Annotated in this window: 18 protein-coding genes; 10 read left to right on the forward strand and 8 right to left on the reverse strand. The window is 73.9% G+C overall.

The window, feature by feature from the left end:
* The gene (locus tag NX794_RS15595) at positions 1-840 is read left to right on the forward strand and encodes an ATP-grasp domain-containing protein (RefSeq protein WP_258779137.1); all 840 of its coding nucleotides are present in this window, start codon (positions 1-3) and stop codon (positions 838-840) included.
* Here NX794_RS15595 and NX794_RS15600 read toward each other — a convergent pair.
* A complete protein-coding gene (locus tag NX794_RS15600) occupies positions 827-3,259 on the reverse strand; it encodes a polysaccharide lyase 8 family protein (RefSeq protein ID WP_258779138.1) in 2,433 nt (810 codons plus the stop codon). The genes NX794_RS15595 and NX794_RS15600 overlap by 14 nt on opposite strands.
* A gap of 128 nt (positions 3,260-3,387) precedes the next feature.
* On the opposite strand from NX794_RS15600, the gene NX794_RS15605 reads away from it, so the two are divergent.
* Positions 3,388-3,897, forward strand: coding sequence for a flavin reductase family protein (locus tag NX794_RS15605; RefSeq protein WP_258779139.1), 510 nt, complete (start codon positions 3,388-3,390; stop codon positions 3,895-3,897).
* A 19-nt stretch (positions 3,898-3,916) separates the two neighbouring features.
* On the opposite strand, the gene NX794_RS15610 is transcribed toward NX794_RS15605, so the two are convergent.
* The 5 genes from NX794_RS15610 to NX794_RS15630 form a co-directional block, all read right to left on the reverse strand.
* Positions 3,917-6,409, reverse strand: coding sequence for a SpoIIE family protein phosphatase (locus NX794_RS15610; RefSeq protein WP_258779140.1), 2,493 nt, complete (start codon positions 6,407-6,409; stop codon positions 3,917-3,919).
* 76 nt (positions 6,410-6,485) lie between these two features.
* Complete coding sequence (locus NX794_RS15615; protein WP_258779141.1) at positions 6,486-6,866, reverse strand: hypothetical protein; 381 nt, start codon at positions 6,864-6,866, stop codon at positions 6,486-6,488.
* A gap of 450 nt (positions 6,867-7,316) precedes the next feature.
* Positions 7,317-8,234 carry a MurR/RpiR family transcriptional regulator gene (locus NX794_RS15620; protein WP_258779142.1) on the reverse strand — a complete coding sequence of 306 codons (918 nt, stop codon included), beginning with the start codon at positions 8,232-8,234 and terminating at the stop codon, positions 7,317-7,319.
* 77 nt (positions 8,235-8,311) lie between these two features.
* Entirely contained in the window at positions 8,312-10,114 is a 1,803-nt protein-coding gene (locus NX794_RS15625) for a phospholipid carrier-dependent glycosyltransferase (protein WP_428985911.1), read from the reverse strand.
* A 77-nt stretch (positions 10,115-10,191) separates the two neighbouring features.
* Positions 10,192-10,860: a nucleoside/nucleotide kinase family protein gene (locus tag NX794_RS15630; protein WP_258779143.1), complete on the reverse strand. Its 669-nt coding sequence runs from the start codon at positions 10,858-10,860 to the stop codon at positions 10,192-10,194.
* A 128-nt stretch (positions 10,861-10,988) separates the two neighbouring features.
* Here NX794_RS15630 and NX794_RS15635 point away from each other — a divergent pair, with 128 nt between their 5' ends.
* The 6 genes from NX794_RS15635 (at position 10,989) to NX794_RS15660 (ending at position 18,520) form a co-directional block, all read left to right on the forward strand.
* Complete coding sequence (locus NX794_RS15635; RefSeq protein ID WP_258779144.1) at positions 10,989-11,729, forward strand: beta-phosphoglucomutase family hydrolase; 741 nt, start codon at positions 10,989-10,991, stop codon at positions 11,727-11,729.
* Entirely contained in the window at positions 11,726-14,068 is a 2,343-nt protein-coding gene (locus tag NX794_RS15640) for a glycoside hydrolase family 65 protein (RefSeq protein WP_258779145.1), read from the forward strand. Before NX794_RS15635 ends, NX794_RS15640 begins: the two co-directional genes overlap by 4 nt.
* A 104-nt stretch (positions 14,069-14,172) precedes the next feature.
* On the forward strand, positions 14,173-15,651 hold the full coding sequence (locus tag NX794_RS15645; protein WP_258779289.1) for a hypothetical protein: 1,479 nt from the start codon (positions 14,173-14,175) through the stop codon (positions 15,649-15,651).
* Positions 15,648-16,598, forward strand: a complete 951-nt coding sequence (locus tag NX794_RS15650) for a lysylphosphatidylglycerol synthase domain-containing protein (RefSeq protein WP_258779146.1) — start codon at positions 15,648-15,650, stop codon at positions 16,596-16,598. Before NX794_RS15645 ends, NX794_RS15650 begins: the two co-directional genes overlap by 4 nt.
* 182 nt (positions 16,599-16,780) lie before the next feature.
* Positions 16,781-17,932 carry a Nickel transporter NicT gene (gene nicT / locus NX794_RS15655; RefSeq protein WP_258779147.1) on the forward strand — a complete coding sequence of 384 codons (1,152 nt, stop codon included), beginning with the start codon at positions 16,781-16,783 and terminating at the stop codon, positions 17,930-17,932.
* A 99-nt stretch (positions 17,933-18,031) separates the two neighbouring features.
* On the forward strand, positions 18,032-18,520 hold the full coding sequence (locus tag NX794_RS15660) for a DUF5709 domain-containing protein (protein ID WP_258779148.1): 489 nt from the start codon (positions 18,032-18,034) through the stop codon (positions 18,518-18,520).
* Positions 18,521-18,599: 79 nt separating this feature from the next.
* Here the strand turns inward: NX794_RS15660 and NX794_RS15665 are convergent, their stop codons facing one another.
* Positions 18,600-19,751, reverse strand: coding sequence for a glutathione-independent formaldehyde dehydrogenase (locus NX794_RS15665; protein WP_258779149.1), 1,152 nt, complete (start codon positions 19,749-19,751; stop codon positions 18,600-18,602).
* A gap of 255 nt (positions 19,752-20,006) precedes the next feature.
* A complete protein-coding gene (locus tag NX794_RS15670) occupies positions 20,007-20,213 on the reverse strand; it encodes a hypothetical protein (protein ID WP_258779150.1) in 207 nt (68 codons plus the stop codon).
* 207 nt (positions 20,214-20,420) lie between these two features.
* Between NX794_RS15670 and NX794_RS15675 the strand changes: the two genes are divergently transcribed.
* The gene (locus NX794_RS15675) at positions 20,421-22,259 is read left to right on the forward strand and encodes a glycoside hydrolase family 15 protein (protein WP_258779151.1); all 1,839 of its coding nucleotides are present in this window, start codon (positions 20,421-20,423) and stop codon (positions 22,257-22,259) included.
* Between the two features lie 155 nt (positions 22,260-22,414).
* Positions 22,415-23,920, forward strand: coding sequence for an FG-GAP repeat protein (locus NX794_RS15680; RefSeq protein WP_258779152.1), 1,506 nt, complete (start codon positions 22,415-22,417; stop codon positions 23,918-23,920).
* The last annotated feature ends 33 nt before the right edge of the window (positions 23,921-23,953 follow it).

A 23,953-nucleotide genomic window follows, 5' to 3' on the forward strand; every position in this document is an offset into this window, starting at 1 on the left:
ATGCCCGCCCGCCCCCGCCTGCTCTACGTCACGGACCTGGCGTACCCGGCGCGCGGGCGCCGCTACGGCGACGAGGACATCCTCCTCACCTCCCGGATGCGCGCCCACTTCGACCTGGCCCTGTGCCACCCCCGGGACGCGGCGGCCCTGATGGACGCCTTCGACGCGGTCGTGGTCCGCAACAGCGGCCCGGTGCTCGGCTACGCCCGGGAGTACGAGGAGTTCCGCACCCGCGCGCTCGCCGCCGGCACCCCGGTCTACAACCCGCTGACCGGCAAGGCCGACATGGCCGGCAAGCAGTACCTGCTCGACCTGAGCGCCGCCGGCTACCCGGTGATACCGACCGTCGGCCGAGCCGAGGACCTGCACCTGCTGCCGGCCGCCGAACGCTACGTGGTCAAGCCCCGGCTCGGCGCCGACTCCCTCGGCCTGCGCACCGTCCCGGCTGGGCAGGTCGCCGCCCTCGCCACCGGCGACGTCCTGATCCAGCCCCGCGTCGACTTCGCCTACGAGGTATCCTTCTACTTCGTGGACGACGACTTCCAGTACGCCCTGCACGCCCCCGACCCCGGGCGCCGCTGGGAGCTGACGCCCTATCCGGCCACCGCCGCCGACCTGGAGTTCGCCCGCCGGTTCGTGGACTGGAACGACCTCGGGCACGGCATCCAGCGCGTCGACGCCTGCCGGGCCCCCGACGGCGGCCTCCTCCTGGTCGAACTGGAGGACCTGAACCCCTACCTGTCCCTGGACGCCCTCCCGGAGGAGGCCAGGGACGCCTTCTGCACCGCGTTCACGGCCTCCCTGAGCCGGTTCGTGCGGGGCGCGCTCAGTCCAGCCTGACCGTCACCCGCTGCGTGGCGCCCGCCGTGCCCCGCAGGTCACCGAAGCCCAGCGTCAGCGCCGCACCCGTACCCGACGACACGAGCGTGCCCGGCGCGGACGTCACCGCCGTCACCGCCCGCCGCCAGGTCACCGTGAGCGAGGCACGCATCCGCATCGGATCGCTCACTCCGATCACGGCGGTGCCGTCCTGCCGCTCGCTGATCATCACGCAGCACGGATCGCTCGCCGTGAGCGTTCCGACCGTTCCGCCGAACCAGAAATTGACACCGGTGAAGCCGAGCGAAGGGACCGAAACGCCCTGCTGGTCGTCGGTGTTGGCGAGCACGGTCAGCCAGCCGGTGTCCGCGGCCCGCGCCTTCGTCCGGTCGGCGCTCGCGCCCGGCAGCAGCTGGTAGGCGTACGTCGCGTTCACCGGAGCGGTGCCGTGATCGACGTACAGCGTCAGGTACCTGCGGTGCAGCACGGTGGCCGAGCCGCCCTTGTTGATCGTGCTCCAGCTGCCGTCGCGGACCTCGCGCAGCGCCCGCACGGTCGCGCCGCCGGCCGGGAAGACGTAACCGCCGTGCCCGCCGAGATGCGCCCAGCGCGCCCCGGTGAGCGTCTTCGACCACGGAGAGGACGTGGGCTGGGCGGTGTCGTCCACGGTGAGCGGGGCGCCACCGGTCGAGCCGAGGTTGCGGTTGTCGACGGTCGTCTCCACGGCGGCGCCGTCGGTGCAGGAGATGCCCGCGCCCAGACACACGACCGTGTCGTCCAGGAAGAACCACGACTTCTTCGCCACCAGCGTCGACTGGAGGCCCTTGAGGTACTGCCCGACGGCGGCCCGCTGCCCGTCCGTCGCGCCGCCCACCCAGTTCACGTCGGGCATCGCCGCACCCCAGTCACCGCCGGCCGCGTCGGCCAGCGCCTTGCGGGAGACGGTCGTGCCGGGCAGCCGGTACGGGTCGACGGTGGGCCAGAACGCGTCGCTGTACTGCCCGTTGGCGAAGGTGTCGCCCCACCAGTACAGCATCCCGGAACCGGTGTGCCAGCCGCGCAGGTTCTCGCCGTTGCCGGTCTCGTAATAGGTGGTCCTGCGGTCCGCCATGCTCAGCGCGGCCGCCCAGCCGGGCCGCCGGTGGGTGGCCCGCGCCATGGACGGGAACAGCCGGTGCCCGGTCGGCTCGGCGACCGCGCTCACCGACCCGTCGTCCCGCACGCTCATGAGCCGGGCCAGCTGCGGCAGACCCAGCACCGGGTCGGCGAGCGGCGGACTGTAGTAGTCGCGCTGCGTCCAGCCCTTGACCAGACCGCGCCAGCGGGTGTTCTCCGCCGCGCTCGCGCCCTGCCCCAGCAGCACGATCGAGGCGAGGATCGGATGGCCGCGCAGATGGTCGTCCTGCTGGACCGCGTCGGGGTCGGCCGCCGAGACCCCCCGGCTGACCGCCCGCCCGGACACGCCGTCCATGACCAGCCCGTTGTAGAGGAAGGGCGCCCAGGCATGCTCCACCGCGTCGAACACGGTCTGCCGGCCGGCGTCGGTCACCTCCCACGGGGACCCGGCGAGCAGCGCGAACAGCAGCCCGAGGCCGCCCAGCAGCACCGAGCCGTACGAACCGGTGTACGGCACCGAGGTGTGCTGCACGAAGGAGCCGTCGGCGTACAGGCCGTCGCCCGAGGTGACGTACGGGAAGACGGGGGACAGGGCGTCGCGGGCCAGCGCCACCTTGGCCGCGCTCGCCCCGACGATCCCGCGCAGCGCCAGCACCCGGCACAGGTCGACCCGGTTGGCGCCGGTGCTCGTCCCGGAGTAGCTGCCCACCGCCGAGTCGGGCACGAAGTGGTCCACGGCGGCGCGGTAGTTCGCGAGCTGCGTGGCCGACAGGGTGTCGTACATCAGCACGCACACGTCCAGCAGCGCCTGCGGGGCGCCGATCTGCCAGCTGTACCAGTTGCCGTACCGGGTCTGCCCGGCGTTGTAGACGTCGTCGTGGAGATGGTCGAGCCCGGTATGGATCGCGTCCCGCACGGCCGTGCTCCCGGTGAGACCGGTACCGGGCTGGCAGTAGGCCTGCGCCAGGGTGCTCAGCCGGGTGTAGCTGGTGTTCATGTTGCCCGAGTAGCCGTACGACTCCTGGTCCGTGTCCGGGTCGGGGTCGGCGTAGCCGAGGTCGGGCCACAGGGAGCCGGCGGTGGGGGACATGGTGGACAGGTACCGGTTCGCCGTGCTGCCGAGGGCGGCCAGCCGGGACGCGAACGGCTCGGCGGTGGGGCTGAACCCCTCGCCCAGGATCAGGGCGCGCCACTTCGCCCGCAGGGCCGCGAACGCGTCCGCCGCCGCGAACGCCCGGGTGCCCATGCCCATGTCCATGCCCAGGGCGAGGGCGGTGCCGGAGCAGACGGCCAGAAAACCACGACGGGACCAGGGAGTCGTCATGACGGCGGTTTCTAGCATGCGGGTAATCAAACGCTCAATAGTTCTTTCCGAGTTGAGCGTTTCGATCGTGCCGAGGGTTTCGCGGCGACAGGGGGTTCGCGGGCGGTCCGTCCGGGCAGACGGTCGGCATGGACGGCTCCGACAGCTCCGACGGCTCCTGCGACTACGACGGCTTCTTCGACCGGCTGAACCCGGAGATGTGCGTGGTCACGGCCGTGGCCGACGGTGAACGCGCGGGCTGCCTGGTCGGCTTCGCCTCCCAGTGCTCCATCCACCCACCCCGGTTCACCGTCTGGCTGTCCAAGGCCAACCGCACCTACCGCGTCGCCCGCGCCGCCCACCACCTCGCCGTCCACCTGCTCACCCCGGACCAGCGGGGGCTCGCCGAACTCTTCGGGGGCGAGAGCGGCGACGACACCGACAAGTTCGCGCGGGTGCCCTGGCACGAGGGGCCCGGCGGCACGGCCGTACTGACCGACGCGGCGGCCTGGTTCGCCGGCACCGTCCTGCACCGCACCGACGGCGGCGACCACGTCGGCTTCCTCCTCGACCCGCTGCACGCCGAGGCCACCGACCGCGACGGACCGCTGCTACGACTCTCCGACACCCACGGCATCGAGGCGGGCCACGCGCCCTAGACCCGGCACGGGAGGGGAATCAGCCCGGGCCGTGACCGTCGTCGCCGTCCGTCGCGTCACCCTCCGACGGCATCCGGATGTCCAGCACACACACGTCGTCGCGTCGCGCGTCGTCGAGCATCTCGCTCAGCAGGGTCTCCAGCGAGCCGGACCCGCTCCGGCCGTGGCCGCGCACCGCCTCCGCGAGCCGGGCCAGACCGCCGTCCAGTCCCTCGCCGGGCCGCTCCACCAGCCCGTCGGTGTAGAGCAGCAGCCGGTCGCCGGGTTCCAGACGCAGCTCCGCCGACTCGTAGACGGCGGTCCCGCTCGCGCCCAGCAGCATGCCGCGCGGACGCTCCAGGTAGCGGGCCACGCCGCCGCGCAGCAGCAGCGGGGGCAGATGCCCGGCCTGCGCCCAGGCCAGCAGCCGGTCGGCGGGGTCGTAACGGGCCAGGACCATGGTCGTCGTGTTCCGGCTGTCGCGGGAGTGCAGCAGCAGCCGGTTGAGCCGCGCCAGCGCCCCGGTCAGTGAGGACCCGGTACTGACCATGCCCTTCGCGGTGAACCGCAGCTGCGCCATGGTGGCGACCGCGCCGATGCCGTGCCCCGCCACGTCACCGACGACGAACAGGGCGTCGTAGTCGGACAGTTCGACCGCGCTGAACCAGTCGCCGCCGACGTGGATGCCGGTCTGCGAGGGCAGGTAGGCGACCTCGACGCGCAGCCCGGCGAGCCGGACCGGCTTGCTCGGCAGCGGCAGCAGGGCGTGCTGGAGCCGGCCCGCGAGCGCCCGCTCGGCCTGGAGGACACCCCGTTGCAGCAGCATCGCGCGCTCGCTCTCCACCAGCGCCAGTTCCGCGCTGCGCTGAGCGGTCAGGTCCTGCACGAAGCCGTGCACCTCGACCGGGGTGCCGTCCTGGGCGGTGACGGCCTCCGCGACGATGCGCAGATGCCGTACGCTCTCGCGCGCGTCGACGCGGAACGGCATGTCGCAGGCCTCGGCCCGCTCGACGAGTCCGTGGACGGCGCGCGTCAGGGGCCCGGCGTCCTCCGGTACGGCCAGTTCCGGCACCCGCTCCAGCGGCAGCGGACCGCCCGCCGGATCCAGGCCCAGCACCGTGTAGGCCTGCGTGGACCAGGAGATCTCCTCGGTGACCAGGTTCCAGTTCGCCCAGCCGAGGTTGCCGAGCCGCTGCACGTCGGCCAGCCGCTGTTCCTGGCGCTCCGCCGGGTCGTACCGCAGCCAGGTCACCAGCAGGCCGTCCCCGAGCCGGGCGGCCCGCACCGAGTAGGTGGCGGTGACGGGCAGTCCGTCGGCCGTGTCCTGGTAGGCGAACGGCTCGCCCTCGAACGGCTCGCCCGTCTCCAGCGCGTGCAGGTAGCCCTGCCACAGCGACTCGCCCGCCACGGACGGGTAACTCTCCAGGACGTGGCCGCCCACCATGTCCCGGCCGGTGCGGCCGAACACGTCGACCGCCTCGGCGGTGGCGGCGTCGATGCGGTAGTCCTCCACCGCTCCGGACGGCCCGCGCAGCGGCGTCAGCAGGATCGCCGCCCGGGGCAGCGCGTCGAGCACCGCCTGCACGGCCCGTACGGTGCCGCCCTCGGCCGGGTCGTCCCGCGCGGCGTCGAAGGCCCGCAGCCGGCCGGCGCACAGCCGGGCCGTCGCCCGCAGCAGCGCCCGCTCGTGCGGTGCGAACGGCCCGCCGTGCCGGCGCAGCACCCCGAGGGCGACCCCGGCGCGTGCCCCGCCCGGCACCGGCAGCCACACCCGGGAGCGCCACCGCTCGTCGGGTACGCCCGCCAGCACGTACCGGTCCCGGTCGGACGCGAAGTCCTCCAGCCAGCACGGCTCGCCGGACTCCAGGGCGCACAGCGCGGGCACACCGCTCAGCGGAGGCACCTGACGCCACTGGGCGGCGAAGGTGGCGTCGACGCCGGCGTGTCCGATCAGCGCGAGGCCGCCCTCGGGCAGCCGCTCGTAGAGCAGTACGGCGTCGGCCCGCGCCTCGGCGCGCAGCTGTTCCAGCAGGCAGTCGGCCAGTTCCCGGGGCGAGTGGACGCGGAGCAGCTCCCGGCCGATCCGCGCGGGTACGTCGGCCGGGTCCATGGTCCCGGCCGGGGGCCGGCCGGAGCCGTCGGCAGCGTGGGCCGGGCAGGTTTCCGGGGCCGGCGCGGGTGCGGCGGGCTGTGGTGCGGGTGCGGGTGCGGGTGCGGGTGCGGGTGCGGGTGTGGATGCGGGTGCGGCGGGTTGCGGTGCGGGCGGTCGCAGGGCGCCGAGCGTGAGCCAGCACTGTTCGAGGAGGGTGCGGTTGCCGTCCTTGGCACGCCGCAGCAGTTCCTCCTGGGCGGCGTCCGGGGTGCATCCGGTGGCCGCCATGAGCATGCCCTTGGCGCGCTCCACCACCGCCGAGGCCGACGCCAGGTCCCGCAGTCGTTCCAGTTCAGCGCGCTGGCGTGCCACGACCCCGGCCAGGGCCGCGAGGTCGGCGCCGATGCCGTGGTCCGTCGGATGCACGGGCTCGCTCGTCACGCCCCGAGCATGGCACACCCGGGAGCGTTCGATCACTCGTCCGCCGGAGCGGGGAGGGCCGCGCGGTGGCGGCGGGTCAGCGGCTCGTGCCGCGGCCGGACAGCGCCTCGGTGACCGCGCGGACGCTGCGCGCGATGTGCTGCAACTGCATGATCTCGGCCGCGTACAGCTTGATGGTGTGCTCGATCACCGACTCGGGCACGCCGAGCACCGGCAGTTCGGCGCGGGCCGTCTGCAGCGCGGTCCGGGCCACCCGGACCTCCTGCTGGACCTGGAGCTGCGCGTGCCGGGCCAGCAGCACGGGGTGCCGGATGAGGGCCGGGTAGCTGGCGTAGCGCGCGGGGATCAGCTCGCGCAGCCACTTGGCCGCCGAGCGCTCCCAGTCGTAGCTGCCCGGCGTCTTGACCTGGCAGGGCCAGTCCGGACTGATGCGCGTGCTGGTCAGGGTCATGATCATCGCTTCCGGTGTGCGGCGTCGTGAGGGTGGTCCGACGGAATTCGGGGCGGCCCCGGCCTAGGGGATGGCCGGGGCCGCCACGGGCGCGTCGCACAGTCGACGTGCCCCGGTACACCCCGTGCGCCGCCATGGGTAGGAGACGGCGGCACCTGGTGTCCGTTCGAGGACCCCGGGTGCCGGGGACCGGTGCGGCGTGCGGTGGTGCGGGCGCATGGGCGGTCCGTCGGCTTTCTCGGGGCGGTACGCGGAAGGAGATCCGCAGGTGCGGAACGTGCTCGCGATCGATCGGGCGCGATCCGTGAGCAGTATTTATATATGCCGTCCAGTTGGCAAGAGGTATGAAAACATTCATGCACCTTTTGTGGTGAATGGTCCCTGTCCGAGTGGGGGGAGACCGCAAGATCTTCACGAGTACCCGGCGGTAGCTGAAGGATCAACCGCCGGGATCGCTCACTCTCTGAGGAAGAACTGGTGCTGATCGGAGAGCTGCTCGTACTTCTCCAGCCGGGCCTGGGTGCGCTCCGGATCGGCGTCGGTCATGGCCTGGAGCAGCGCGGCGGCCAGCACCCCCGGCGCGGCGTAGCTGTCGAAGACCAGGCGCGAGCCGGTGCCGGTGGCGAAAGCGATGTCGGCCTCGTCGGCCAGCGGCCCCAGGGCCAGGTCGGTGACCAGGGCGACCTTCAGACCGGCGCCGCGCGCCACCCGGACCGCCTGCAGTGTCTCCTGCGAGTGCCGGGGCATCGCGAACGCCAGCACCCAGGTGCCGCCCGCCTCGCGGGCCTGGAGCAGTGTGTCGTAGGCGACGCTGCCGCCCCGGGTCACCAGCCGCACGTCCGGGTGGATCCGGCGCGCGGCGTACCCGAAGTACTCGGCGAGCGACACCGAGATCCTCAGGCCCAGCACGGTCAGCGGACTGGAGCGGGACAGTTCGCGGCCCAGGTGGATGACCCGGTCGGGGTCGGCGAAGTCGCGGCGCAGGTTCTCCAGGTTCTCGATCTCGGCGTCGACCGCCGCCTGGAGTTCGTTGGCCCGGTCCACGTAGCCGGGCCCGCCGGCGAACGTGCTCAGCGCGATCGACTGGAGCTTCTCGCGCAGCGCCGGATAGCCGCTGAAGCCCACGGCGGCGGCGAAGCGGGTCACGGAGGGCTGGCTGACCCCGACCCGGTCCGCCAGCTCGGTGATCGACAGGAACGCGGCCTCGGTGATGTGCTCGATCAGGTACTGCGCGATGCGCCGCTGCCCGGGCGACAGCCGCGGGCCGTCGAAGAGCTCGCGCAGCCGGGAGGTCGGGGAGGGCTCGGCCTCGGGCGCGGTCTTGCCCGACGTGATCGCTGACGCCTGTGCGCGGGCCTGCTGCGGCGAGGGCACCGGTCCGTCTCCTTTTTCTGCCACGAGCACTCAACATAGCCCACCGCCCACGGTGACCAGGGGGTTGAGGCAGGGCATCAGCGCCGGTAGAGGCTGATCGAACGGCCCACGTCACCGACCGGACGGCTGCTGTCGATCAGCCGCGCCAGACCCCCGCGCGCCTTGGCGAGTGCCGAGTCCGACACCACCAGCAGACCGTGCACCCGGTTCGCCGGCACGGTGCGCGGATCGGCGGCGTGGATGCCGTAGGACGACGGCACCCCCGCGCCCTTGTAGACGAGCCACACCCGCTCGCCGGGGTACCGCTCGCGCAGCACGTCACCGAGCCTGCCCAGGTCCTGACCCCAGTCCACGTTGGAGTCGTGCAGCAGCAGGTGGGTGCGCGCGGGACCGCCGAACGCCTCGTTGGCGTACGGCAGGTAGTACGGGCACGTCCGCAGCGAACTCAGCGCCGCCCACAGCACCAGCGCACCGGCGAGCGGTCGCGCCCACCGCCGCCCCGGTACGACCGCGCAGCCCGCCGCGACCGCCAGGAACACCGGCACGAACAGCGCGTACCGGGTGCCGAAGTCCCGGGTGCCGGTCATCGCCGCCGCCAGCAGGACCGCCGGCGGCAGCAGCAGATACGGCGCCGCCGGCCGCAGCCGCCGCAGCGCCACGGCCGTCACGGCACCGGCCGCGCCCAGCGCCAGCAGTCCGAGCGGTGTCTTCACCAGCAGTGCGGCCGGCAGGTAGTACCAGCGCGAACCCGTGTACAGGTGCCCGAAGAGGAAGCCCTGCCACGGCCGGCTCTCCAGCCCGAACTGCGCCCGCATCCCGGCCCGGTAGGCGGGCGGCATCGGCAGCAGGTCCACCAGGTGCCCGCGCAGGCCGTGCAGGGTGGGGACGGGTTCGGCGGGGGAGAAGCGCAGCCGGGGGTCGACGGCCAGATAGGCGGCCCAGACGACCGCGAGTGCCATGCCCACGACGACACCGGCCGCCACCAGCCCGTCCGCCACCGGCCGCCACCAGTGCCCGGGCGCCGCCGTTCGCCACCAGGGTCCGGGCCCCGCCGCCAGCTCCCGGAGTCCGGGCGTCGCATCCCGCCACCCGATCCCGAGCGGCGCCGGCCGCCGACAGAGCGCGGACGCCCCCGTCGGCCACCGGAGCCCGGACGCCTCCGCCCCCCACCCGAACCCGCTCCCCACGCCCGCGCGCGCCCTCCGCACCGACACCACCGCCAGCCCCACCACCACCGGAACCGCCGCCAGCATGCTCATCTTGGTCGCCACGGCCGCCCCCAGCGCCGCCCCGGCGAGCGGCAGGCAACGTCCCGGGCGGCCCCGTGCCTTCCACGCCAGCCATACCGAGGTGAGGACGAAGCCGGTCGCCGGCATGTCCAGCGTGGCCAGGGAGCCGTGGGTGATCACGTCGGGATCGAAGGCGTACAGCGCGAGCGCCACCAGGCCGCCCGCCGTACCCGCGACACCGCGCGCGAACGCGAAGGCGACCAGCCCGAACAGCAGGGTCAGCGCGATCACCGGCAGCCGCGCCCACAGCATCAGCCGTCCGGGGTCGTTGCCCGACTCGTAGAGCAGGTGCCGGCCCACGTCGCCCTGGGTTCCGGTGTACGAGGGGTCGTAGTGCGGGTCCGCCACCGCCACGCCGGCCGCGATCAGCAGCTTGCCGAGCGGCGGGTGCTCCGGGTTGTAGCGCAGCCGGTGCGCGCGCAGGTAGTCGGTGGCCGTCGCCACGTACACCGGTTCGTCGATGGTCGGCGTCTGCTGAACGGCCGTGGTCACCATCACCGCCGCCATCTGCGCCAGCAGCAGCACCACAAGACAGGGCGTCAGCCGGCGCCGCGAGACCGTCCGCCGCGCGCGTGCCGTCAACCGCCCCACAAGGCCTCACCGTTCCCCGAGCACTGCGGGCGGACCCTCCGCCGCGCCCACGGGTACGGCCCGGGACCGGCCGGGGTTCAGCCCGGGCGGCGCGTGTCCCGTACCGGCATCGCCCCGGGCGGCACCACCAGGTCCGCCAGCTCGCGGGTCGCCGCGACCAGGTCGGCGTTGCGCTGGTCGGTGCCCAGCACCCACGCCCTGGCCGTCGCGCGGTCCTTGCCGAACTCCTCGTGCCGGGCCACCAGCCGGCGGATCCGCTCCTGTTCGGGCAGCTCGCAGAACCACACCTCGTCCAGGCACGGCCGCACCCGCGCCCACGAACCCTCCCGCAGCAGCAGGTAGTTGCCCTCCGTCACCACCAGCCGGGCGCTGGGCGGCACCGGGATCGAGCCCGCGAGCGGCTGCTCCAGCACCCGTTCGAACCCGGGCGCGTACACCACCTCGTCACTGTCCTCGCGCAGCCGTCTCAGCAGCGCCGCGTACCCGGCCGCGTCGAAGGTGTCCGGCGCGCCCTTGCGGTCGCGGCGGCTCAGCCGGTCCAGCTCGGCGTCGGCCAGGTGGAAGCCGTCCATCGGCACGTGCGCCGCCCACGGCGGGCCGTCACCGGTGAGGGCGCGCACCAGGTGCTCGGCGAGGGTCGTCTTGCCCGCGCCGGGGCCGCCCGCGATCCCGAGGACGGCCCGCCGCCCGCCTTGGGCCAGGGCACGGGCGCGGGTGAGGAGGTCGTCGAAGGTCGGCTGCGGCACAGGGGCAAGTGTGGCACCGGGGGGCGGGAGCGGTCCCGGTGGTCTCCGTGCCGGATTTTCACCCGGAGCCGCCCTGATGTGGCGTGCGCCACTCACTGGAGGGCGTTCGGTGGGGAAGAGTGCAGGGTATGACTCAGCTCGGTCTGCCCGACCCGATCCAGGCCTGTCTGTTCGATCTCGACGGCGTCGTCACCAAGACGGCCGTCGTGCACGCCGCGGCCTGGAAGGAGACCTTCGACGCCTTCCTGCGCGACTACGACGGCGAGCGGGGGCGGCCGTTCGACGCCTCCGCCGACTACGACGAGTACGTCGACGGCCGGCCCCGCGCCGACGGCGTCCGCGCCTTCCTCGCCTCGCGCGGCATCGAGCTGCCCGAGGGCACCCCGGAGGACCCACCGGACGCCCGCACGGTGAACGGCGTCGGCAACCGCAAGAACGTGCTGCTCCTGGAGAAGATCCGCACCGACGGCGTCGAGGCCTACGAGGGCACCCTGCGCTATCTGGAGGCGGTCCGCGCCCGGGGGCTGCGCACGGCGATCGTCTCCTCCAGCGCCAACTGCCGGGACGTGCTGCGCTCCATCGACGCCGAGCACTTCTTCGACGTCCGCATCGACGGGGTGGTGGCCGCCGAGCGGAAGCTGCCGGGCAAGCCGCGCCCCGACACCTTCCTCGCCGCCGCCGAGGACCTCGGAGTCGAGGCGTCCCGGGCGGCCGTCTTCGAGGACGCGCTCGCCGGCATGGACGCCGGCCGCTCGGGCCACTTCGGCTACGTCGTCGGCCTGGACCGGGTCGGCCAGAGCGACGCCCTCTACACGCACGGCGCGGACATCGTCGTCAAGGACCTGGCCGAGCTGGGAGGCACGCGGTGATCAGCGAACGGGCGTACGCCGTCGAGCCGTGGACCGTCCGGGAGACCTCGCTCGACCTGGACGTCCTCGCCCAGAGCGAGTCGGTGTTCGCGCTGTCCAACGGCCATGTCGGCTGGCGCGGCAACCTCGACGAGGGCGAGCCGCACGGCCTGCCCGGCAGTTACCTCAACGGCGTGCACGAGGTCCACCCGCTGCCGTACGCGGAGGCCGGGTACGGCTATCCGGAGTCCGGGCAGACCGTCATCAACGTCACCAACGGCAAGGTCCTCCGGCTGCTGGTGGACGACGAGCCCTTCGACCTGCGCTACGGCCGTCTCGTCTCCCACGAGCGGGTGCTCGACCTGCGCCGCGGGGTGCTGGAGCGGACCTGCGAGTGGACCTCGCCGGCCGGCTCCACGGTCCGGGTCCGCTCGACCCGGCTGGTGTCGCTCACCCAGCGCGCGGTGGCCGCCGTGGCCTACGAGGTGGAGGCGGTCGGCGCCCGCAGCCGGGTGGTGATCCAGTCGGAGCTGGTCGCCAACGAGAGCCTGCCCGACTCCGACGGCGACCCGCGCGCCGCGGTCGCGCTCAAGTCGCCCCTGGAGCAGGAGGACGACTTCGCCTCCGGGCACCGGCTGCGGCTGGTGCACCGCACCCGGCGCAGCGGCCTCCGGGTCGCCGTCGCCGCCGACCACGTGGTCGACGGCCCGGAACGCACCACCACGCACAGCGAGAGCGGCATCGACGTGGCCCGGCTGACCGTCACCTCGGTGCTGGAGCCCGGCCAGACGCTCCGGGTGGAGAAGCTGGTCGCGCACGGCTGGTCCGGCGTCCGCTCGCTGCCCGCCATGGCCGACCAGGTGGACGCGGCGCTCGCCGCCGCCGCGCACGACGGCTGGGAGGGGCTGCTCGCCGACCAGCGGGCCACCCTGGACGACTTCTGGGCCCGCGCCGACGTCGAGGTGGAGGGCGACGAGGAGATCCAGCAGGCCGTCCGGTTCGCCCTCTTCCACGTCTTCCAGGCCGGCGCCCGCGCCGAGGGACGGGCCATCCCCGCCAAGGGGCTGACCGGTTCCGGGTACGACGGGCACGCCTTCTGGGACACCGAGATGTTCGTGCTGCCCGTGCTCACCCACACCGCCCCGGCCGCCGTCGCCGAGGCACTGCGCTGGCGGTACCACACCCTGGACGAGGCCCGCGAGCGGGCGGCCCAACTCGGCCTCGGCGGCGCCGCGTTCCCCTGGCGGACCATCGCCGGCCCGGAGGGGTCCGCGTACTGGCCGGCCGGCACCGCCGCCTTCCATGTGAACGCCGACATCGCCGACGCCGTCGTCCGCTACGTGGAGGCCACCGGCGACACCGCCTTCGAGCGGGAGGCCGGGGTGGAGCTGCTGGTGGAGACGGCCCGGCTGTGGCGGTCGCTGGGCCACCACGACAGCCACGGCGTCTTCCACCTCGACGGCGTCACCGGGCCCGACGAGTACAGCGCGGTCGCCGACGACAACACCTACACCAACCTGATGGCCCGGCAGAACCTGCTGGCCGCCGCCGACACCGTCGAACGGCACCCGCGCGAGGCCGAGCGGCTCGGCGTGGACGAGGAGGAGAGCGCGGCCTGGCGCGACGCCGCCGAGGCCATGCACGTCCCCTACAACGACGAGCTGGGCGTCCACGAGCAGCACGCCGGCTTCACCCGCTATCAGCGCTGGGATTTCGCCGCCACCCGCGCGGACCAGTACCCGCTGCTGCTGCACTTCCCGTACTTCGACCTGTACCGCAAGCAGGTCGTCAAGCAGGCGGACCTGGTGCTGGCCATGTACACGTGCGACGAGCTCTTCGACGACGAGCAGACCGCCCGGAACTTCGCCTACTACGAGCCGCTCACCGTCCGGGACTCCTCCCTGTCCGCCTGCTGCCAGGCCGTCATCGCCGCCCAGGCCGGCCATCTCGGGCTCGCCCTGGACTACACCCGCGAGGCCGCGCTGATGGACCTGCACGACCTGGAGCACAACACCCGGGACGGGCTGCACATCGCCTCGCTGGCCGGGACCTGGATGGCGCTGGTGGCCGGGTTCGGCGGGCTGCGCCGGGACCGCGAGCGGCTCAAGTTCGCGCCCCGGCTGCCCGAGCGGCTGCGCCGGCTCGCGTTCAACCTGGAGTTCCGGGGGCGTCGGCTGCGCGTCGACATCGGCGCCGACAAGGCCTCCTACTCCCTGCTGGACGGCCCGCCGCTCAGCCTGCGCCACCACGGGGAGGCCCTGACGGTGAGCGCCGACGAACCCGCCGTACGCCCCATCCCGGCCGCTCCCCGGCGAACCGTCCCGCACCAGCCGGAGCACCGCGCCCCGAACGGAGGCTGACACCCGCGCCATCGACGGCCGGATGGCCGTGTCCGAGCAGTGATCCGTCCGGATTCCGGTTAGCTTGACCCTGTTTGTCGCGTGGAGGGGCAGAGGGGGTGAGCATGACCGGCGGCGCCTACGCCACGCTCGGCGGGATCCGGCACGGGCGGCCGGGTCATCCGTCCGAGCACGCCCGGTCCCGGCGGGCGGTGCTGCCGCTCGCCGCCGTCGCGGCCGCCTACACCCTCGCCCAGCTGCTGCTCGTCCGGCCCGGCATGGGCCTCGGCTGGGACGAGACGGTCTACGTCAGCCAGGTCAGCGGGCACGCCCCCGCCGCGTTCTTCAGCGCGCCCCGGGCCCGGGGCGTGTCGCTGCTCGTCGCGCCGGTGGCCTCCTGGTCGTCCTCGACCGTCCTGCTGCGCGGCTACCTGGCGGCCCTCTCCGGCCTCGCCCTGTACCTGGCCCTGCGCACCTGGCGCGGCCTGTTCCCGGTGCGCGTACTCGCCCTGGGCGGCGCCCTGTTCGCCTCCCTGTGGGTGACGCTCTTCTACGGCCCGCAGGCCATGCCGAACCTCTGGGTCGCCCTGGGCGCCCTGGCCGCCGCCGGCTGCTTCCTCCGCGCCCGCGCCGAGCGGTCCGCCCGGTGGGGGCTGGCGGCGAGCGCCGCGCTGATGGCCTGGACGCGGCCGATGGACGCCCTCTGGGCCGCACTGCCGCTGTTCGCCCTGGGCCTGGGCCGCGGCCACCGGCGCGCCCTCGCCGCGCTGCTCGCCGGGCTCGCGGCCGGGGCCCTGGAGTGGGTGGCCGAGGCGACGGCCGCGTACGGCGGTCTCGCGCGGCGGCTCGCGGACGCCTCGGCGATCCAGGGCGGCCTTGCCTGGCACGTCGCCGTACCCGACCAGCTGCGGGCGCTCGGCGGACGCACGCTGTGCCGGCCCTGCGCCGGGGCGCTGCCGCACCCGGCCCTCACCCTCTGGTGGTTCGTCCTGCCCCTGCTCGCCGTCCTCGGGCTCGTCCTCGCCGCCCGCGCCGGGCGCCCGGCGGCCACGGCACTGCCCCTGCTGTGCGCGGCGAGCGCCGCGTTCCCGTACCTGTTCCTGATCGGCTACGCCGCGCCCCGCTTCCTGCTGCCCGCCTACGCCCTGCTCGCGCTCCCCGCCGCCGACGCCCTCCTCGCCCTGCCCGCCCGCGCCCGCCCGGACCGGCGCCGCCCCGTCGCGGCCCTGCTCTGCCTGGCCCTGGCCGCCCATCTCGGCGTCCAGCTCGCCGTCCTGCACCACACGGCCGCCGGCGCCACCGCCGCGCACCGCGCCTGGGCACGCGCCGCGGACACGCTGCACCACCTGGGCGTGCGCCCGCCCTGTCTGGTCACCGGGCAGGAGGCCATCCCGGTGGCCTTCGCCGCGGGCTGCTCCTCGGCCGCCACCGCCGGACACAACGCCAACACCACCGAGGACGCCCTCGTCCGCACCGCCCGGCGCATCCCGGCGGCCGTCCTGGTCCCGCAGGGCGCCCGACCGCCCGGCTACGCCCGCGCCTGGGCGTCGGTGACCCTCGGCGGCACGCGCCTCTACTACGTCGTCCCGGAGGCCGGCCCGTGACATCCCCGGTGGAACCGACCGCCCCGCCCGTCAGGCACCGGCGGGCCCGCTGGCAGGCCGCCGCCGGGCTCGCCGTCCTGCTCGGCGTGCTCTGCCTCGCCCACCGGTACTGGCCGGCCCTGCGGAGCGGGGCGCTGCGGCTCGCGGTCGCGGACCAGAGCTGGCTGCTGGCCGGGGCCGCCGCGGCCACCGGCACGTGGGCGGCCTCGGCGCTCGCCCAGCAGGGCGCCGTCCTGCGAAAGCTGCCCGGTCCCCGGCTGGTCGCCGCCCAGTTCGCCGCCTCCGCAGCCAACCACCTGCTGCCGGCCGGGCTCGGCGCGGGCGCGGTGAACGTGCGGTTCCTGATGCGCTGCGGACTGCCCGCCGCGCGCTCCGCCGCCGCCCTCGCCGTCAAGGCCACCGCGGGCGGCGCCGTCCGCCTCGCGCTGCTGGCGCTGCTCGCCCCGGTCTGCCCCGGGCTGCTGCGCCTGCCGCACCCGTCCGGCACGGTGACCGCCGTGGTCCTCGCCGCCCTCGCCCTGCCGTCGCTGCTGCCGCTCACCCCCTGGTGGCCGCGCTGCCGGCGGGCGCTCACGGCCGTCCTCGCCGATCTCCGCGCCCTGCACGCCACCCCCGCCCGCGCGGCGGCCCTGTGGGGCGGCTCGCTGGCCTTCGCCGCCCTGCATGCCCTCGTGCTGATCTCCGTCACCCGGGCCGTCGCCCTGCCCCTCGCCCCGCTCCAGGTGGCCCTGCTGTACCTGGCCGCCAGCAGCGCCGCCGCCCTGCTGCCCACCCCCGGCGGCATCGGCTCGCTGGACGCCGCGCTCGCCCTCGCCCTCACCACGTCCGGCGCCCCCGGCGCGGCCGTCGCCTCCGCGGTGCTCGGCTACCGGCTGCTGACGGTGTGGCTGCCGCTGCTGCCCGGACTGCTGGTGCTCGGGGTGCTGCTGCGCCGCAGAGCCCTCTGAGCGCCCCCGGCCGGGGCAGGCTTTCCCCGACCATGGGCAAGGCCTGCCGTCGCCTTTACTGCACATGGCTTGCAGGTACGGAAAGATGGCACCGGGCTGTGTGACGCAGCCGCACCCGCTCCACCGAAGACACCGGGCTGTACGACGCAGCCGTACCCGCACCACCGAAGGAACACCTCCCGATGACGGCCGCCCCTGATCCCGCTCCGACCCTCCCCGCCCGGACCGCGGCCACCCCGTCGGTCCGGCACCGCGTCCTCGGCTCCATGACGCGGCAGGAGTGGATCAGGGCCGGCGGCATGGCCGGCTTCATCCTCGCCCTGCACGTCATCGGCTGGGGCACGCTCGTGGCACTCGTCGCGCCCCGGCACTTCAGCGTCGGCACCGAGTCCTTCGGCATCGGGATCGGCGTCACCGCCTACACCCTCGGCATGCGGCACGCCTTCGACGCCGACCACATCGCGGCCATCGACAACACCACCCGCAAGCTGATGGGGGAGGGGCAGCGCCCGCTGTCGGTCGGCTTCTGGTTCTCCCTCGGCCACTCCAGCATCGTCTTCGGCCTCGCCGTGCTGCTCTCCCTCGGCCTGCGCACCCTGTCCGGACCCGTCCGCGACGACGACTCCCACCTGCACCAGGTCACCGGCCTCATCGGCACCACCGTCTCGGGCGCCTTCCTCTACCTGATCGCCGGCATCAACCTGGTCATCCTGGCCGGCATCTGGAAGGTGTTCCGGCAGATGCGCTCCGGGCACTACGACGAGGCCGCCCTGGAGCACCAGCTCAACAACCGCGGCTTCATGAACCGGCTGCTCGGCCGGGTCACCGGTTCGGTCGGCAAGCCCTGGCACATGTACCCGCTCGGCCTGCTCTTCGGGCTCGGCTTCGACACCGCGACCGAGATCGCCCTGCTGGTCCTCGCCGGTTCCGGCGCCGCCTCCGGACTGCCCTGGTACGCCATCCTGTGCCTGCCGGTCCTGTTCGCCGCGGGCATGTCCCTGCTGGACACCATCGACGGCTCGTTCATGAACTTCGCCTACGGCTGGGCGTTCTCCAAGCCGGTCCGCAAGGTTTACTACAACCTCACCATCACCGGGCTCTCCGTCGCCGTCGCCCTGATCATCGGCACCGTGGAACTGCTGGGCCTGCTCGCCGAGAAGCTGGACCTGCACGGCGCGTTCTGGGACTGGGTCGGGGGCCTCGACCTCAATACGGTCGGCTTCGTCATCGTCGGCCTGTTCTTCGCCACCTGGGTGATCGCGCTGCTGGTCTGGAAGGCCGGCCGGATCGAGGAGCGGTGGACGGCACAGCTCGCCGACCGGTCCGCCGACTGACCTCGTCGCCGCAGGTCCCCCGGCTTTCGCGGGGTTAACCGGCCGCCTTCGGGAAACGCGGTCCGGGACCCGCCCGCGAGCTTCGTGAAGGAGGCGACGATGAGCGACCAGCAGTCCGAGCAGACCCCCATGGCGGACGACGCCTACCAGCCCACCGGCACCAACGAGGAACAGGAGGACGCCGCGCCGCTGGACCTCCAGGACGCGCTGGGCGAACGCGACTACGACGAGCTGCTCGACGAGGGCTACTCGCCGCCCGAGCGCCCGCTCGGCGTCACCCGGCACGGCACCACCGCCGCCGAGCAGCACGAGGGCGAGAGCCTGGACGAGCGGCTCGGCGAAGAGGTGCCCGACGTGACGGTGCCGCCCGGCGACGAGATCGGGGACCTGCCCGGCGGCGCGGGCGAACCCCTCGACCCCGAGGTGGGCGAGGACCGCGCGGGCCGGCTGGTCGCACCCGACGAGGGCGCCCACGGCGACACCGTCAAGGAGGAGATCGCCGACGACGTCGGCATCGACGGGGGAGCGGCGGGCGCCGAGGAGGCGGCCGTGCACGTGATCCCGGACGAGACCGCCCTGCCGGACTGACCCCCGCCCGGCCCGGCGGGGGCACACGCGGAAGGGTCCGGGCACCTGCCCGGACCCTCGCCCATCCCCTCGCCCCGTCTCACGCGGCCAGCGCGTGACCCGGATGCAGGACCACCTTGGTGTAGCCCTCGATCCGCTTGTCGAACTTCTCGTACGCCCCCGGCGCCTCCTCCAGCGACAGCTCATGGGAGACCACGAAGCAGGGCTTGGCCCGCCCGGCGATGATCAGGTCGCGCAACTGGCGGTTGTACCGCTTGACGTTGCACTGACCGGTGCCCATCTTCTGCCCCTTCTCGAACATCCGGCCGATCGAGACGAGCAGCTGGCCGTGCTTGGCGTGCTCGTCGGGTCCGCCCGGGTCGGAGGGCACGTACAGCCCCGGCACTCCGAGCCTGCCGGTCGCCCGGACCGTCTCCACCAGCGCGTTCAGCACGATGGCGGGTTCCTCGTGGCTGGTGTCGTGCGCCTGGGCCTGGTAGCCGACGGCGTCCACGCCCTTGTCGGTGCCCTCTCCCTTCGTCTGCTCCTTGATCTGCTCGGCCGGGTCGCCCTTCGTGAAGTCGACCGGTACGGCCCCGATCTCCTCCGCCTTGGCCAGCCGCTCCGGCACCCGGTCCACCGAGAACACCTTCGCCGCGCCGCGCAGCAGCGCCGAGTAGGCGGCCATCAGACCCACCGGACCCGCGCCGTACACGGCGACCGTCTCGCCGGGGGTGACCTGGGCCAGCTCACAGCCGTGGTACCCGGTCGGGAAGATGTCCGCCAGCAGCACGAAGTCCGTCTCGAACTCCTCGCCCGCCGGCAGCTTCAGACAGTTGAAGTCGGCGAACGGCACCCGCAGCAGCTCGGCCTGGCCGCCCGTGTAGGGGCCCATGGCGACATAGCCGTACGCGCCGCCGGCGAATCCGGGGTTGACCGTCAGACAGAACCCGGTCTCCCCGGCGAGACAGTTCTTGCAGAATCCGCAGGCGACGTTGAACGGCATCACGACGCGGTCCCCCACGGACAGGGAGGTCACGCCGTCCCCGGTCTCCTCGACGACCCCGAGGTTCTCGTGCCCGAAGACGATGCCCGGCTCGGCTGCCGTGCGGCCCTCGTACATATGCAGGTCCGATCCGCAGATCGCGGTCGACGTGACCCGTACGAGCACGTCGTTCGGATGCTGGATCCGCGGATCGTCGACGTCCCTCACCGTGACGCTGAAGGGCTTTTCGTAGACAACGGCCTTCACCTGAAGTCACCTCCGCGACGAGCGCTGGAAGGCGGCAGCGGGCACGGGCCGCCGCCGGGGATGCAGACCAGGGCGTGGCCGCCGTGGCCTCTCGCGCTCGCTTCACCGCCGGTACTTCCAGGGAACTCCCGTGACCCACGCGCCGCAAGTGTCCGGGGACTTCGGGTTCCCGAGCGCAGGAGCGACCGGCCGGGCAGCCCGTGCCCGGCCGGTCGCTCCCCGTTCACCGCCCGCGCGGGCCGGTACCGGACCGCCCTACGGCAGCAGCTTCTCGATGGCCGCCGGCCCCTCCGTCTCCAGCTTGCGACGGGCCCAGTCGAGGGTCTGCGGGGTGACGTCCCTGCCCGCCGCCATCACCAGGTCCTCGGCGGAGACGCCCCGCGCGGGCGCGGAGTGCAGCAGGGCGTCCGGGGTGCAGTGGTCGTCGGACGACCGGGACTCTTCGGGTGTGGATGTCGACATGATGCCTCCTCCTCGGTCCGGATGACCGCATCCGTGCCGGTGCCTCCGAATGGAGCACACTCTCACCATTCCGTATCCCGCGCCCCGGCGCACCCCGCGTCCGCGAAGGCGCCCCCAGGGGGCGAGTGAGGAGCGCCTGCCCACGTGACACGGAAGCACTCGCCCGTAAGCTGGACATCACCCGCACCACGTACCGGGAGGCCGGCGATGGCCGAGACCCCGTCACCCGAGGACCCGTCCCGCGGCCCGCGCTACCTGCCCATCGCCGAGCACGGCCTCATCGGCGACCTGCGCAGCGTGGCCCTGGTCGGCAGCAACGGCACCATCGACTGGTACTGCAGCCCGTCCTTCGACTCACCCAGCGTCTTCGCCGCGATCCTGGACGCCGAGCGCGGCGGCCGCTTCGAGCTGGCCGCCGCCGTACCGGCCCGGACCAAGCAGTTCTACTTCCCCGACACCAACGTGCTGATCACCCGCTTCTTCACCGAGGACGGCGTCGGCGAGGTGCAGGACTTCATGCCGGTCGACGGCGAGGCCCCCGCCGAGACCGGCCGGCACCGGCTGATCCGGCGCGTGGTGTGCGTCCGCGGCACCGTGCCCTTCCGGGTGCTGGTCGCCCCCCGCTTCGACTACGGCGCCGCCCCCCACACCCTGCGGCCCACGGACGACCTGGTGCTGTTCGAGTCGGCGGACCAGGCGCTGGCGCTCACCGCCACCGTCGCCCTGGAGTGCGACGACCGCGACGCGCGCGCCGACTTCAAACTCGGCGAGGGCGAGTCCGCGGTGTTCGCCCTCGACCAGGTGGACGACGTCATCGCCCCGCGCGGCTGCGCCCACGCCGAGGCCGAGCACCAGTTCAACGCCACGGTCGCCTACTGGCGGCACTGGCTGCACCAGTCCCGCTACCGGGGCCGCTGGCGGGAGATGGTGCACCGCTCCGCGCTCACCCTCAAACTCCTCACCTACGCCCCCACCGGCGCCATCGTCGCCGCCCCCACCACCAGCCTGCCCGAGCAGCTCGGCGGCGAGCGCAACTGGGACTACCGGTACGTGTGGGTGCGCGACGCCGCCTTCGCCGTGTACGCGCTGCTGAGGCTGGGCTTCACCGGCGAGGCCGAGGCGTTCATGCGCTTCCTGACCACGCACATCAGCCCCGGCTGCCACGACGGCCTGGGCCCGCTCCAGATCATGTACGGCATCGACGGCCGCACCGAGCTGCCCGAGCGCGAGGTGCCGCACCTGGAGGGGCACCACGGCTCGGCACCGGTCCGGGTCGGCAACGCCGCCGTCGGCCAGCTCCAGCTCGACATCTACGGCGCCCTCATCGACTCCATCTACCTCTACGACAAGTGGGCCCAGCCCATCTCCAGCGCCCAGTGGGACGACGTGTGCCGGCTGGTGAGCTGGGTGTGCGACCACTGGGACCAGCCCGACGAGGGCGTGTGGGAGACCCGGGGCGGCCGCCGGAACTTCCTGTACTCCCGGCTGATGTGCTGGGTGGCCGTCGAGCGCGCCATCCGGCTCGCCAACCGCCGCGGCCTGCCCGCCGACCTGCCCCGCTGGCGGCAGTCCCGCGACGCCATCTACCGGCGGATCATGGACCGCGGCTGGTGCGAACGCCGCTCCGCGTTCGTGCAGTACGAGGGCGGCGACGTCCTGGACGCCTCCCTGCTGATGATGCCGCTCGCCAAGTTCATCGCCCCCACCGACCCCAAGTGGCTGTCCACCCTGGACGCCCTCACCGAGGACCTGGTCTCCGACTCCCTGGTCTACCGCTACGACCCCGCCGCCAGCCCCGACGGCCTGCGCGGCGACGAGGGCACCTTCTCCATCTGCTCGTTCTGGTACGTCGAGGCGCTGGTGCGGGCCGGCCGGGTCGACGAGGCCCGGCTGGCCTTCGAGAAGATGCTCACCTACGCCAACCATCTCGGCCTGTACGCCGAGGAGATCGGCCGCACCGGCGAGCAACAGGGCAACTTCCCGCAGGCGTTCACCCACCTGTCCCTGATCAGCGCCGCCTTCAACCTGGACCGCGCCCTCGGCTGACCGGCCCGGAGCGTCCCGCTCCCGCAACGGCTGTCACCGCCCTGTCACAGCCCCCGGCGCCCCCACAACCCCTGCCGGGGGCGCCGGGTCGAACCCCGTGTCGGCACCGACCCGCCGACCGCCACAGGCGTCAACGACCCACGGGGGCAAGGGACATGACCAGCTTCACGCGCCGCACCACAGGATCCGCTGCCGTCGCCGCGGCCTCCTTCCTGCTGCTGGCCTCGGCGGGCATCCTCGCCGCGCCGGCCGCGTTCGCGGGCGTACCCGGCGGCACCGCGGCCGCCGACCGCAACTGCGACTTCGACGGCGACGGCTACGCCGACCTCCTCACCGGCGCCCCGGACGGCACCGACGCCGGCCAGGAGGGCGCCGGCTACGTCACCGTCCAGTACGGCGCCCCGAACGGCATCGGCACCCACGCCACCGTTCCCAGGGGGCGCGTCCAGGTCGTCGGCCAGTCCACCGCGGGCGTGCCCGGCACCTCCGAGGCCGGCGACCGCTTCGGCGGGGCCGTGGCCACCGGCGACCTGGACGGCGACGGCTACGACGACGCGGTGATCGGCGCGCCCGGCGAGGACGAGGGCGGCACCGAGGACGCCGGCCGGGTGACCGTCCTGTACGGCTCGAAGGGCGGCCTCGGCGCCGAGCGGACCGCCTCGCTCACCGCCGCCCGGCCCACCGCCGGCGCCCGCTTCGGCCTCGCGGTGGCCGCCGCCCGGTTCACCGGCGACATCGACGCCGACCAGCTCGTCGTCCTCGACCAGACGTCCGGCCTGAACGTGTTCACCTGGCACGCCGGCGTCCTGCGCCAGGTCGGCACCCCGCACTCCACCGGCCACCGCCTCCAGGGCGCCTACCTCACCACCGGCGACTACGACCGCGACGGCTTCGCCGACCTCGTCGTCTCCGGGTACAGCCCCGACGACGACTACGCCATGGGCTGGTCGGCGTACTACGCGGGCGGCGCCGAAGGCCTCGGCTACCGCCGCGACCTGCACGGCGGACTCGGCTCCGCGTCCGGCGACATCGACGGCGACGGTTACGACGACCTCGTGGTCGGCCAGCGCAGCGCCGTCGACGACCAGGCCGGCGACACCAGCGCGCCCGGCGGTCTGATCGCCGTCTACCGCGGCGGCGCGGACGGCCCGGCCGGCACCCAGGGCCCGGGCACCGCCCCGCAGTGGTGGTCGCAGAACTCCCCGGGCGTGCCCGGCACCGCCGAGGCGGGCGACGCCTGGGGCAACGACCTCTCGGTGGCCGACGTGAACGGCGACGGCTACGCGGACGTCGCGGTCGGCGCGCCCGGCGAGGACATCGGCACCGTCGCCGACGCGGGCGCCGTCTGGCTGCTGCGCGGCACCCGGCAGGGCCTGACTGGCACCGGCGCCCAGTCCTTCGACCAGAACACCGCCGGCATCCCCGGCACGGCCGAGACCGGCGACGCATGGGGCGCCCAGGTGCGGCTCGTGGACACCGACCGTGACGGCCGCGCCGAACTGGTGGCCGCCGCACCGGGCGAGAACGCCGGCGACGGCGCGGTCTGGCTGCTGCCCGCGAGCGCCGGCGGACTGCTCGCCGACGGCTCCCGCTCCTACGGCGCCGCCGCCCTCGGCGCCCCCGCGCACGGCGCCCACTTCGGCTCCGTCGTCGACGAGTAGCCGAACCCGCCCCTGGCCGCTGCCCTGAGCCGG

The organism is Streptomyces pyxinicus, assembly GCF_024753135.1.
GTDB classification, from domain to species: Bacteria; Actinomycetota; Actinomycetes; order Streptomycetales; family Streptomycetaceae; genus Streptomyces; species Streptomyces pyxinicus.

What these genes read in the sequence shown, in the direction of transcription:
- NX794_RS15675 (WP_258779151.1), top strand. Translation starts at nt 20,421, where the DNA reads ATGGCCGAGACCCCGTCACCCGAGGACCCGTCCCGCGGCCCGCGCTAC.
- NX794_RS15595 (WP_258779137.1), top strand. Translation starts at nt 1, where the DNA reads ATGCCCGCCCGCCCCCGCCTGCTCTACGTCACGGACCTGGCGTACCCG.
- NX794_RS15600 (WP_258779138.1), bottom strand. Translation starts at nt 3,259, where the DNA reads ATGACGACTCCCTGGTCCCGTCGTGGTTTTCTGGCCGTCTGCTCCGGC.
- NX794_RS15660 (WP_258779148.1), top strand. Translation starts at nt 18,032, where the DNA reads ATGAGCGACCAGCAGTCCGAGCAGACCCCCATGGCGGACGACGCCTAC.
- NX794_RS15615 (WP_258779141.1), bottom strand. Translation starts at nt 6,866, where the DNA reads ATGATCATGACCCTGACCAGCACGCGCATCAGTCCGGACTGGCCCTGC.
- nicT (WP_258779147.1), top strand. Translation starts at nt 16,781, where the DNA reads ATGACGGCCGCCCCTGATCCCGCTCCGACCCTCCCCGCCCGGACCGCG.
- NX794_RS15605 (WP_258779139.1), top strand. Translation starts at nt 3,388, where the DNA reads ATGGACGGCTCCGACAGCTCCGACGGCTCCTGCGACTACGACGGCTTC.
- NX794_RS15670 (WP_258779150.1), bottom strand. Translation starts at nt 20,213, where the DNA reads ATGTCGACATCCACACCCGAAGAGTCCCGGTCGTCCGACGACCACTGC.
- NX794_RS15635 (WP_258779144.1), top strand. Translation starts at nt 10,989, where the DNA reads ATGACTCAGCTCGGTCTGCCCGACCCGATCCAGGCCTGTCTGTTCGAT.
- NX794_RS15645 (WP_258779289.1), top strand. Translation starts at nt 14,173, where the DNA reads ATGACCGGCGGCGCCTACGCCACGCTCGGCGGGATCCGGCACGGGCGG.
- NX794_RS15680 (WP_258779152.1), top strand. Translation starts at nt 22,415, where the DNA reads ATGACCAGCTTCACGCGCCGCACCACAGGATCCGCTGCCGTCGCCGCG.